Below are 11,643 nucleotides of genomic sequence, written 5' to 3' on the forward strand. Positions count from 1 at the left end.
TACGCGATCACGGGCGGGGGCATATAGAGGCTGCGCTACGGCGTTCGCCTATTCGCGCCGACCTCTATATGCCCCCGCCCATGATCGCTGCACCTGCACGACCCAACCAGAGAGAAAATTATGACCCGCAGTGTGGAATGGAAAATCGAGCAGCGCGAAGACGGTGGTTTTTATTTATTTGAACGCGAGGAAGGCGGCTCGATGTGGGAAAGCGTGCGTCGTCGTGGCTTATTTGGTAATCGCAACAAAGCGCAGTTTCAAGCCACGCTCAGTGATTATGAAAAGAAGCTGGCGAATTCCGGCGTCATTATCATTGCGGAGCAATGGCCGGTTTAATTGGCCGTGGCGAGTGGGGCCTAAGGCGGCTGTGCTACGGCGTTCGCCTATTCGCACCGCCACCTTAGGCCCCACCCGCCACAGCGTTAGGCGGCGAGTCGGTAATGGCCTTGGTGGTGCTCGACCATACCGAGCTCTTCTAACGCTTCTAGTACGGCAATGACCGATGATGTGGGTGAGCGTTTGAAATGAGCGGCAATAGTTTCGGGGCGTTGAGCACCAACACTGAGCGCTTGGCGAACGGCAGCGACTTGCTCGCGCATCTGTTTTGGCCAGGCACTTTTAGCGCTGGGTTTGCTCGCTGCCACGGTCTCGCTGTCTAGCTCGGTCAAACTTGCTTCGGTTTGCTGCGGCGCGGTGCTGGCACTGGGGTTTTGGTAGTCCGGGCGCAACCAACGAACCAGCCCTTGTGCTTCTTCGGCGGCGCGCTGGCTGTTGAGCTCGACTAGGCGCATGAGCAGGGTTTCTTCGGCTTGCGCCTGTGCTTCCGATTTGATCAATAGCGGCGTGGTGGCTCCCGGCAAGCCGACGAGCACCTTGGCCAAATCATCCCAGCCATAAGCGGCGAATACCGCGCGATCTAGGTCGTCGTGCAACTCGCGCAGCACCGACACCAAGCCTTGCTCGTGGATGACTTTGTCTTTGGCCGTGAGCGCCTCGCCAGCGCGTAATTTTTCCAGCACATTGTAGATGCCAGTGAGCGTGAGCTCGGCGTGCGCGGCTTGTTGTTGCTTGCGATGCGCATCGATGTGTTCGGCGAGCCGTCGAATTTCAGCTTGCTGCTCGGCGCTGGCATCGGGGAAGGGATAAGTCTCGAAGCAGACGGATTTGTTGTAGCGCGGTCTATCCTCAAGCGTCCCGCCAGCAGCCAATGCCCAAGCGACATGTGTACGGCTGGAGAGCACGCCTAAAAAGTACGCATCCTTAATTGCGATCGCAATCAGCATATGGTCTGGCAAAATCGCGGTATCTAAAAACTGAAAATGCCTGTGCTTACTTGTTTCAACCGTCGCAATAAAACGAGGCAGGCTCAGGCAGGCCGCTCGTAGATTTTTTCGTGCTTCCGCGAAAATCCACCAGTCACGCTTTATTTTTGCACGATTATTTTGATCACGATCCGGCTTTACATTGTCCAGGATCCATTGGTAGGCATCTGGAAAACGAAGTCGGACGTTATCAACGTCTAAGCCATAAAAATCAATAACCATTGAGACACGTGGTGTTTGTGCTAAGTCACGACCATTACGATATGCGCGAATATGATTTTGAAGATCAGGCACTACACCTAAACCAAGACTGCTCGCTTCTTCTGGCGTCACAATAAACCCCGCACCAGCAAGCATTACACCATTTGAAGAGATTGCGTTGTTTGCTTGCAGCTTTTGTGAGCTCGCTACATCTGCACCAATGTTTAAGTCTGCAAAAATCTTGCCCTGCCTTTCTTGCAAGGAAACATCGACTTCCTCTAAATCTGTTCTTGCTTCTGCCCACGAGCTTAGCTGGCGACCAGCAACCTCACCACCTGCACCAACCGTCATTGCAATTCGTACGGCGGCACCATCAGTTGAATCTACCCAAGGGTGGTCGGGAATTGCGAACACCAGTGACAGTGGAATTTTAGCGCTGAGCTGAGCCTCAATTACTCGCCTATTAAACGTCTGCTTAATGCTATTAGTCGTGATGAATCCAAAGCGTTGTATTTCGCCTTGGCGAGTTTTTTCAGCAGAAATATGCCACCAGTGCATAACAAAATCGGCAGACTCCGGCAGCTCAGACCATGTTTGCCGCAAGGCATCAACGTAGCCCTCGCCAAGTGCTCGGCGCATGGCTTTATCGCCAATAAACGGTGGATTGCCAACAATATAATCGGCACGCGGCCATTCGGCTTTGCGTGGCTTGGTGTAGCGATATTGCGGTTGTTGCGCGCTTTCATCGGGGATGAGCTCGCCGGTAATCGGGCTGGTCTTCATGCTGCTGCCATCCCAGCGCGTAATGGGTTTGCCGTGTTCGTCGGTGATCAGCTCCATGGCGTCGTAGGCGATGAGCGCGTCGCGGTTTTCGATGTTTTTGAAATCGCGCAAGACCGGCTCGGGTGGGTTCACGGAGCCGTGGGTACGGAAGTGCCATTGCAGATAGCCTATCCACAGCACGATTTCGGCGATGCGCGCGGCGCGTGGGTTGATTTCGATGCCGAGAAATTGGTGCGGATCGACGGTCACGCCTTCGAGCTCGAGCAGGCCTTGCGATTCGCCGAGGTCATGCAGCAGGTTGAGCACTTCACCTTCGAGACGTTTCATGTGTTCGAGGGTGACGTAGAGAAAGTTGCCGCTGCCGCAAGCGGGATCGAGCACTCGGACATCGCAAAGGTGGCGATGAAAGGCGCGGATTTCGGCGACGGCTTCTTTGCGTTTGCCTTGGCCATCGTAAGTGAGGGCGGCGACTTGCACTTCTTTCCATTCGCCGCGTAAGGGCTCAATGACTGTGGGCAACACGAGGCGTTCGACATAGGCGCGCGGTGTGTAATGCGCACCGAGTTTGTGGCGCTCTTTGGCATCTAGGGCGCGTTCGAGCAAGGTGCCAAAAATGGCGGGCTCGACATAGCGCCAATCGGCTTCGGCAGCTTTTAGCAGTAGCGCCATTTGCTCACGATTGAGCGCAATGGCGCTATGGTCGGCAAAAAGGCCGCCGTTAAATTTCAGTAACGTGCTTTCTAAAATCGGCGAAAAGCCACCGCTATTCATGGTTTGCCAGAGGTGCTCCAGCATTGGTGCAAAGGTCTCGGGCTTGGTTTTTAGGCGTTGCAATAGCTCGGTAAACCCACGCTCGGGCAGCAGGCCAACATCTTCAGCAAACATGGTAAAGAGTGCGCGCATGAGAAAGCCGGCAACATGTTGAGGGTCATTGCCATCGAGTTCGAGTGAGCGGGCGAGTTTTGCTAGCTGATTGGCAATGTCGCGCGTGACTTTGGCAGAAAGCCGCGCGGGATCAAGATTTAGGGGCTGCTGCCAAACTGCCTTCAGGCGCTCGCGAATCTCTGGGTTGCGCAAGTCTTCCAGGCGAATGCGGTGATTGCGCGAGTCTGGATAGGGTGTGTAGGTCGCGCCGGATCGGCTGAACTCGGCGTAGAGCTCGATGTTGCGACCGACATCCACGACCACAATAAAGGGTGGGCGACCATCGTCGGTGGGCAGTGCGCGTATGTATTGATCAGCTTGGTTGTGCGCGCGCAGCATGGCTTTATCCCAGCCATGACTATCGAGGGTTTTGCCCGTTTGCTTGGCTTCTAGGACAAAGCAGCCGCGCTTGTAGAGATCAATAAAGCCGTTATTCGCACTGCCATCGGGCTGCTTGATGACCACACGGCGCTCAAACACATAGGCGTTATCGCGGGTGTCATCGCAAGCCGGTTCCGGCAGTGGCAGCTCCAGCAGCGCGCACAGCTCGGTTAAAAACAGCTGATAATTGGCTCGTTCACTGCCACCGGCAAATTGCCAGCGCGCTACAAATGCCTCAACGTGATCCATCACTTTTGCTTTCCTTTGTTTAAAGGTACTAGGCCATTAGCGCATATTGAGCCACAGTGCATGGATCGAGCCGGGCAGCACAAACAGCAGGCACAACAGGATATTTAGCAATAGCTGCAGGCCAAAGCCTTCTTTGATAAACACGGCAATGGGTGGCAGAAAAATCGCCAGCAAAATAATGATCAATTTACTCATCATGCACTCCGACGTGAAGAACAGGGGGGCGCTGAGTGGGGGGAGTTAGGACGGCGCGAATAGGCGAACGCCGTAGCGCAGTCCTAACTCCCCCCACTCAGTGGCCATCACCATTATTAACTATCAGCACCTTCCATCTGCGTCTGCAGATAGTTCTGAATACCGACTTTTTCAATCAGACCGAGCTGCGTTTCCAACCAGTCCACATGCTCTTCTTCGGCATCGAGAATGTGCTGAAACAAATCGCGGCTGCCGTAGTCGCTGACGCTCTCACAATAGGCAATGGCCTCGCGCAAATCCGGAATGGCCTTGTGCTCAAGCGCCAAATCCGACTTCAGCATTTCCTCGGTATTCTCACCGATCATCAGTTTGCCGAGGTCTTGCAGGTTCGGCAGGCCTTCTAAAAATAAGATGCGCTTGATCAGTAAGTCCGCGTGCTTCATCTCGTCGATGGACTCGTGATACTCATGCGCGCCGAGCTTCTTCAGGCCCCAGTCGTCATACATGCGGGCATGCAAAAAATACTGGTTAATGGCCACCAGCTCATTGGCCAGTGTTTTATTCAAATGCGCAATGACGGTTTTGTCGCCTTTCATCGCTGGCGCTCCTTAGCTTACGAATGGATGCCCAGAGTGTCGCCGCTGGGCATCCGTGTCGCAAGCCTTACTTGAGTTGTGCCGAGCTTTTGCCAAGCACACGACGCGCAATAATGAGCTGCTGAATCTGTTGCGTGCCTTCGAAAATATCGAGAATTTTCGAGTCGCGTGACCATTTCTCCAGCAGTTCATCTTCGCCATAACCGAGCGAGGCAGCGAGCTCCACGCATTTCAGCGTGACCTCATTGGCCACGCGTCCAGCCTTGGCTTTGCAAATCGACGCCTCTTTCGAGTTCGGCTTTTTGTTATCGGCCATCCAGGCGGCTTTCAGCGTGAGCAAGCGCGCGGCCTCCCATTCGGCCTCCAGCCGGTAGAGCGTGGCTTCGGCGTGCGTGCTGTTGAGCGGCAGCGTGGCGTAGTTCGGGTCGATGTGTTCGGCGAGCAGTGTCTTCATGCGCTCAATGGCCGCCGCGGCGACCCCGACAGCCATGGCAGCGACCAAGGGGCGGGTGTTGTCGAAGGTTTCCATGACGCCGGCAAAGCCTTTTTGCAGGTCAATTTCCGGCGTGCCGAGGAGGTTGGCGGCCGGTACGCGGCAGTCGGTAAAGTTAATCGCTGCGGTGTCGGAGGCCTTGATGCCGAGCTTGTGTTCGAGGCGTGTGACTTCCATGCCCGGTGTGCCGTGTTCGACCACAAACGACTTAATGGCGGCTTTGCCGAGTGACTTATCGAGCGTGGCCCAGACCACCACGCACTCGGCGCGGGCGCCAGCGGTGACGTAGATTTTCTCGCCATTGAGGATGTAGTCATCGCCATCTTTCACCGCCGTGGTGCGAATGGCGGCGGAGTCGGAGCCGCAGCTTGGCTCGGTGATGGCCATGGCCGCCCATTTACCTTTGAAGCGCGCCAGCTGTTCATCGTTGGCTACCGCCGCAATGGCGGCATTGCCCAAGCCTTGGCGTGGAATCGACAGCAGCAGGCCAACATCGCCACGGCAAAGCTCCATGGCGCCGAGGGCGGCGGAGAGATTGCCGCCATTGCGCACGCCCGTGGTGTCGCCGGTGCTTGGTCGTTTACTGGCGCTGGTGGCGCCGGTGGCTTCATCGGAACCTTCATTCATGCCATCGAGCAAGGAGGCGAGCAGGTCGAGCTCTTTCGGATAAGCGTGTTCGGCGCGGTCGTATTTGCGCGAAATGGGCCGGTAGAAATTGTCAGCGACTTGCTTGGCCTGCTCGATGAGCATGGCAAATTTTTTCGGGGTTTCAAGATTCATGGCGTGTCTCCAATACAGGGGTACTTAGCGCGCGACGGGGTCAAAGTCGTCACGTTGCCGGTGTACAACGGGGGCGTGTTTATAAATGCAGACCGCCGTGGGCAATCGCAATAAACCGCAAATCGCGATACCAGCGCTCCACCGGATGCTCCTTGGTAAAGCCGTGGCCGCCGAGTAGCTGCACGCCATTGGTGCCGATTTGCATGGCCTTTTCCGCACACAGCAGCCGTGCTAAATACACCTCGCGATGAAACGGCTTGCCGGCCTCGGCCAAGGCCGCCGCGCGCCAGGTCATGATGCGCATGGCATCGACCTCAATGGCCATGTCGGCGACCATAAACGCCACGCCTTGGCGATGCGAAATCGGTTCGCCAAAGGCCTCGCGCTCATTCACATAGGGCACCACGTAGTCCATCACCGCCTGTGCGGTACCGGTGGCGAGCGCGCACCAGGCCAAGTAGCCGTGGTCGAGAAAGCCCTGATAATCCAACTCACCTTCGCCGAGCAGTGCGTCAAGCGGCAGTGCCACGTCATCGAGGCGCAGTTTCACGGTCTCGGCGGCTTTCAGGCCCATGGCGGGGTCATCTGCAAAGCGTAAGCCATCGCTGCCGGCGGGCACGATGAACACCTGCGGCTGACCATCGAGCATGGCGGCAATGAGCAATAGCTCGGCACTGGCACCACCCATAACCACGGATTTTTCGCCATTCAAGACAAAGCCTGAGCCCTCGCGGCGCGCCGTGGTGGCCAATTGCAGCGGGTTAAACAGCACTGTGGGTTCGTTCACGGCAATGCTCGCCAGCGGCGGCGAGTCGTCGGCAAAGGCCGGCAAATACAGCGCTTGTTGGCGCTCGCTGCCCCAGCGTGTGATGGCATTGGCCACCGACATGGGCGCTAGCAAAGCCGCTGCCAAGGACAAATCGCCATGCGCCAGATCTTCAGCGGCTAAGACTTGCGTGACCACGGTGGACTCGCTGGCGACACCGCCCAAGGCTTCAGGCACGGCATAGAGCGCTAAGCCAAGCGCTTGCGCCTCAGCGCGTAAGTCCGCCGGACAGGTCGCGGCGGCGTCGGCATCGTGCGCGCGTGGGCGCAGGCTATCGCTGGCAAAGCGCTGCAATGAGTCGCGCATCATCTGCTGCTCATCGCTCAGGCTTAAGTCAAACAGGCCGGCGCTGCTGGCGGGCTTGAGGCGCTGCTGGCCTTGGCCATTGGTGGGTTTAAATAGGCGCGCGCTGGCGCTGGCCAATTGAAAGCCGGCCTTGCTGCCGCGATAGAGCAGGGCTTCTACCGGCTTGCGCAGCTTGAGTGTGTCGGCCAGTGAGGATTGGGCGAAGCGGCTAAGGGCAGAGATGCCTAGGCCTTGGATGTCTGAGGCGTTCATTCGAGCTCCTGTGCAAGATAGGGCGGTACGCGCCGATCATGCACAGAAAACGCGCCAATGGGTTGGCTTAGATGACCGATGAGTCTGTCATTTCAGCGGCAGGCCGGCACCTTGGCTGAACGCGGCGGTTTTTTGCGGTGAGGCTTCACGGTAGTTTAGGGCTGAATGCGCTTTTGCGGTGGCCGCAGATCATCGATATGCAAGGGGTATTCGCCGCGCTTGCGGTCTTCAAAATAGTATTTCAGCGTGCGTTTGACTGACGGAAACGCCAGCTCATCCCAGGGGATGTCTTCTTCTTTAAATAATCGGCACTCCAGCGACTCCACGCCAATGCCGAATTTGCCATCGACCAAATGCGCACGATGCAGCATATAAACTTGGTTGATGTAGGGAATATTGAACATGGCATAGAGCGTTAGGTCGCGCACGTTGGCTTCGGCCTCCTCCCAGGTTTCGCGGGCAGCGCCCTCGGCGACGGTTTCACCATTTTCCATAAAGCCTGCGGGCACCGTCCAGTAGCCGTGGCGCGGCTCAATGGCGCGGCGGCAGAGCAAGACTTCATCGCCCCAAATGGGCAGGCAGCCGGCAATGATATTGGGGTTTTGGTAGTGCGTGGTGTGGCAGGCGTCGCAAATATAGCGCGGGCGGGTGTCGCCCTCGGGGATGCGCTGTGTTACTTCACTGCCACAATTACTGCAAAATTTCATAACAAAGCTCCCGTAAACGCGTTCCAGTATACCTGAGGGTGTGTATGATTCAGGCATGACGACATTGCCAATTATTGAAACACTCAAGCAGCGCCTCACGCCATTTGACAGCCGCGTACGCGCCGATGCAGCGGTGCTGATTGGTCTCAGCCTGACGCCGGAGCCGAGTATTTTGCTCACGCAACGGGCGCTGCACATGAACTCGCACGCCGGCGAAGTGGCTTTTCCTGGCGGCAAGCGCGATGCCGATGATCTCACGCTAGCCATCACCGCCTTGCGTGAGAGTGAGGAGGAAGTGGCACTGCCACCCTCGACGGTGGAGGTGGTTGGCGCCATGAAACCCTCACGCGCGAAAAGCGGCATTTTGGTGATGCCCATCATTGGCGTGATTCACGGCGAGCCCGAGCTGGTAGGCAATCCGGAAGAGATCGACAGTGTGTTTCGCGTGCCGCTGCAGTTTTTTTTCGACAATAAAGCCACGCGTGATCACCGCATTAATTTTCGCGGTATGGACTTAGTCGTGCCGTGTTTTCGCTATAAGCACTACATTATTTGGGGCCTCACCGCGCACATGCTGGTGCAGTTTATGCGCGAGGCGTTTGACCATCACATTGATTATCCGTGGCCGCCAATTTTACCCGGCATCTTGGTGCCGAAAGCCGCCACGGCAACCGGAGATGACGCATGAAATACCAATTGGGCGAGCGCCGCGTAGAAGCCGATGGCGAGCATTGGGTGGCCGATAACGCCACGGTCATCGGCTCGGTGCGTTTGTGTGAGCGCAGCAGCGTGTGGTTCAACGCCGTGGTGCGTGGCGATTGCGACCAAATCACCATTGGCGAAAATTCCAATGTGCAAGATGGCGCGGTACTGCACACCGACTATGGTTTTCCTCTAACGATCGGCAGCAATGTCACCGTGGGCCATCAGGCTATGCTGCACGGCTGCCAGATTGGCGATGGCTCGCTGGTGGGCATTGGTGCGGTGATTTTAAATGGCGCCAAAGTCGGCAAAGGCTGTGTGATTGGCGCCAATGCCTTGATCGGCGAGGGCAAGGAAATTCCGGATTATTCACTGGTGGTGGGCTCGCCTGGGCGCGTGATGCGCGAAGTGCCGGAGCCGCAACGGCAGATGCTCTTGCTCAGTGCGCAGCATTACGTCGAGAATGCGCGGCGCTTTCGTGATGAGCTCAAAGCCCAAGACTGAACGGTTTTCGTCCAATTGAATTGATCAGCGAACATGGCACATTGGCGACTTTATTTACGTGAGGTCGCTATGCCATCTCCTGCTAAATCGCTGTCTCCCTGTGTGGGTCTGTGTAAACTTAATGCCGACGATGTCTGCTTAGGCTGCCAGCGCAGCATGGCGGAAATTCGCAGCTGGGGCTTGTTGACACTGAGCCAGCAACGCAAAATCCTGACACGAATTTACACGCAGCGTCGTGCCGAGCGCCAAACCAGTGCTGTGGCGCAACGCAGCACGGCCCATCACCCCGATTAGCCACCATTGAGTGGCCCCGCAGGAGTTACTCATGACCACACGCCAAGCCATCGCCCTCGGTACGCCATTCTCCGCGAGCGCCACGCGCGTCATGCTCTTGGGCGCTGGCGAGTTGGGACGCGAAGTGGTCATGGCGCTGAAAGGTTTGGGTTGCGAGGTCATTGCCGTTGATCGTTATGCCAATGCGCCGGCCATGCAGGTCGCCGACCGTTCACACGTGGTCTCGATGCTTGATGGTGCGGCGCTTCGGCGCATTATTGAGCAGGAAAAACCGGCGCTGATCGTGCCCGAGATTGAGGCCATCGCCACCGATGAGCTGGTGGCGCTGGAGCATGAGGGCTGGTGTGTGGTGCCGACCGCACGCGCGGCGCAGCTGACCATGAACCGTGAGGGTATTCGTCGCTTGGCGGCCGAGACGCTGGGCTTGGCGACCTCGCCTTATGTCTTTGTCGATAATTTTGCTGATTTTTGCGCCGCCGTTGACACAGTCGGCATGCCCTGTGTGGTGAAGCCGATTATGTCATCGTCGGGCAAGGGTCAGAGCGTGGTGAAAACGCAGGCCGACCGACAGACCTCGTGGGACTACGCGCAATCGGGTGGGCGCGCCGGTGCTGGTCGGGTGATTGTTGAGGGCTTTATTGATTTTGATTATGAAATCACGCTGCTAACGGTGCGTCATGCCGGTGGTACGTCATTTTGTGCGCCCATTGGGCATTTGCAGGAAGCCGGTGATTACCGCGAATCGTGGCAGCCGCAAGCGATGTCGGCGAAGGCGTTGGCCGAGGCTGAACGCATCGCCGAGGCGGTGTCGGGCGAGCTCGGTGGCTGGGGATTATTTGGCATGGAGTTTTTTGTCAAAGGCGATGCCGTGTGGTTTAGCGAGGTGTCGCCACGCCCACACGACACCGGCTTGGTGACCTTAATGTCGCAAAATCTCTCGGAGTTTAGCCTGCATGCGCGCGCGATTTTAGGCCTGCCCATTCCGCTGATTCGCCAAATGGGGCCATCGGCATCGTGTGTGTTGTTAGTCAGTGGTCATTCCACGCAAATGCGTTTTGATGGTGTTGCCCAGGCCTTGGCCGAGCCCGACACCGACTTGCGTTTATTTGCCAAGCCCGAGGTCGCCGGTCAGCGCCGTTTGGGCGTGGCGTTGGCGCAGGCGGAGAGCATTGACGCAGCGCGTGCGAAGGCGCGCGCGGTGATTGCGAAGATTAGCGTGACGCTTTAGGGGCGCTGCGCATTGGCACATGATGGCCTAGCTAGCGGCCTGCCAAATGCTGGCGCTACGAATCAAATGTCCGCGCAACTCGCGCACCTCAATGAAATAGTCTGCGATCCGCAAACACACGGGCGCATCGGGAATCGCCTCGAGCCTATCGAGCAATAAGCCATTGAGCGTGCGCGGGCCTTCCACCGGCAATGCCCATCCGAGCGTGCGGTTAATGGCACGTAAACTTGCGGCACCATCGATGAGGCGAGCGCCATCAGCAGTGGCACTGATGTCGGGGTGGCGATCCACGGCGCGTGTGGTGAACTCACCGACTAGCTCCTCCAAAATCGCCTCCAGCGTGACGATGCCTTGCACATCGCCATACTCATCAACCACCAAGCCTAAACGGCGTCGCTGTTTTTGAAATTCTAAGAGTTGTGTTGGTAAGGGCGTGCGTTCGGGGAGGAAATACGGACTGCGTACGAACTGCATAATCGCCGCTTTGTTCAGATCCGCGTGGCCTAAAAAGCGCGTGGTATTGCGCACATGCAAAATGCCCACGGTCTGGTTTAGGTCGCCATGAAACACCGGCAAGCGCGTGTGCATGGTGCTTTTCAGGGTCTGCAAAATGTCTTCATCGCTGCCATCGAGGTCGATGCCGCTGACCGCTTGGCGCGGAATCATGATGTCGTTGACGGTGCTGTGGTCGAGGTCGAGTAAGCCTTGCAAAAGGCGCTGATGCAGCGGTGGCAAGAGCAGGCGGCCGACTAACTTACTCAAACTTAAGCGTGCGGAGGGGCGTTTGCCGATGGTCTTCGCGAGCCACGCCAGCCAGTGCGGATGGCTGCGCCAGCCCACCCCAAGCAGCAGCAGTATAAATACCAGCAGCACCAGCAGGGCCTGCCACAGCACCATGGT

12 protein-coding genes are annotated in these 11,643 nt (G+C 57.2%); 5 read left to right on the plus strand and 7 right to left on the minus strand.

Annotated elements, in window-relative coordinates; translation table 11 throughout:
- The first annotated feature begins 120 nt into the window (after positions 1-120).
- Entirely contained in the window at positions 121-336 is a 216-nt protein-coding gene (locus DFR26_RS06975) for a hypothetical protein (protein ID WP_116208251.1), read from the plus strand.
- 86 nt (positions 337-422) lie between these two features.
- Here DFR26_RS06975 and DFR26_RS06980 read toward each other — a convergent pair whose 3' ends face one another.
- The 6 genes from DFR26_RS06980 to DFR26_RS07005 all read right to left on the minus strand — a co-directional run bounded on the left by DFR26_RS06980 (position 423) and on the right by DFR26_RS07005 (position 8,015).
- Complete coding sequence (locus tag DFR26_RS06980) at positions 423-3,860, minus strand: DNA methyltransferase (protein ID WP_116208252.1); 3,438 nt, start codon at positions 3,858-3,860, stop codon at positions 423-425.
- 36 nt (positions 3,861-3,896) lie between these two features.
- The gene (locus tag DFR26_RS06985) at positions 3,897-4,055 is read right to left on the minus strand and encodes a YqaE/Pmp3 family membrane protein (RefSeq protein WP_116208253.1); all 159 of its coding nucleotides are present in this window, start codon (positions 4,053-4,055) and stop codon (positions 3,897-3,899) included.
- 116 nt (positions 4,056-4,171) lie between these two features.
- Entirely contained in the window at positions 4,172-4,651 is a 480-nt protein-coding gene (gene bfr / locus DFR26_RS06990; RefSeq protein WP_116208254.1) for a bacterioferritin, read from the minus strand.
- Positions 4,652-4,718: 67 nt separating this feature from the next.
- Entirely contained in the window at positions 4,719-5,924 is a 1,206-nt protein-coding gene (locus DFR26_RS06995) for an acyl-CoA dehydrogenase family protein (RefSeq protein ID WP_116208255.1), read from the minus strand.
- Between the two features lie 79 nt (positions 5,925-6,003).
- Positions 6,004-7,308 (minus strand): acyl-CoA dehydrogenase family protein, encoded by a 1,305-nt coding sequence (locus DFR26_RS07000; protein ID WP_116208256.1) that lies wholly within the window; start codon positions 7,306-7,308, stop codon positions 6,004-6,006.
- Positions 7,309-7,463: 155 nt separating this feature from the next.
- Positions 7,464-8,015, minus strand: coding sequence for an NUDIX hydrolase (locus DFR26_RS07005; RefSeq protein ID WP_116208257.1), 552 nt, complete (start codon positions 8,013-8,015; stop codon positions 7,464-7,466).
- A 55-nt stretch (positions 8,016-8,070) separates the two neighbouring features.
- Here DFR26_RS07005 and DFR26_RS07010 point away from each other — a divergent pair, with 55 nt between their 5' ends.
- From DFR26_RS07010 to purT, 4 genes are all read left to right on the plus strand, one after another.
- The gene (locus DFR26_RS07010) at positions 8,071-8,703 is read left to right on the plus strand and encodes a CoA pyrophosphatase (protein ID WP_116208258.1); all 633 of its coding nucleotides are present in this window, start codon (positions 8,071-8,073) and stop codon (positions 8,701-8,703) included.
- The gene (locus DFR26_RS07015) at positions 8,700-9,221 is read left to right on the plus strand and encodes a gamma carbonic anhydrase family protein (RefSeq protein ID WP_116208259.1); all 522 of its coding nucleotides are present in this window, start codon (positions 8,700-8,702) and stop codon (positions 9,219-9,221) included. Before DFR26_RS07010 ends, DFR26_RS07015 begins: the two co-directional genes overlap by 4 nt.
- Positions 9,222-9,290: 69 nt before the next feature.
- Complete coding sequence (locus tag DFR26_RS07020; RefSeq protein ID WP_116208569.1) at positions 9,291-9,515, plus strand: DUF1289 domain-containing protein; 225 nt, start codon at positions 9,291-9,293, stop codon at positions 9,513-9,515.
- Positions 9,516-9,546: 31 nt separating this feature from the next.
- On the plus strand, positions 9,547-10,743 hold the full coding sequence (gene purT / locus DFR26_RS07025; protein WP_116208260.1) for a formate-dependent phosphoribosylglycinamide formyltransferase: 1,197 nt from the start codon (positions 9,547-9,549) through the stop codon (positions 10,741-10,743).
- 27 nt (positions 10,744-10,770) lie between these two features.
- Here the strand turns inward: purT and DFR26_RS07030 are convergent, their stop codons facing one another.
- Positions 10,771-11,640 carry a transporter associated domain-containing protein gene (locus DFR26_RS07030; RefSeq protein ID WP_116208261.1) on the minus strand — a complete coding sequence of 290 codons (870 nt, stop codon included), beginning with the start codon at positions 11,638-11,640 and terminating at the stop codon, positions 10,771-10,773.
- Positions 11,641-11,643: the final 3 nt, after the last annotated feature.

Source organism: Paraperlucidibaca baekdonensis, assembly GCF_003387535.1.
GTDB classification, from domain to species: domain Bacteria; phylum Pseudomonadota; class Gammaproteobacteria; order Pseudomonadales; family Moraxellaceae; genus Perlucidibaca; species Perlucidibaca baekdonensis.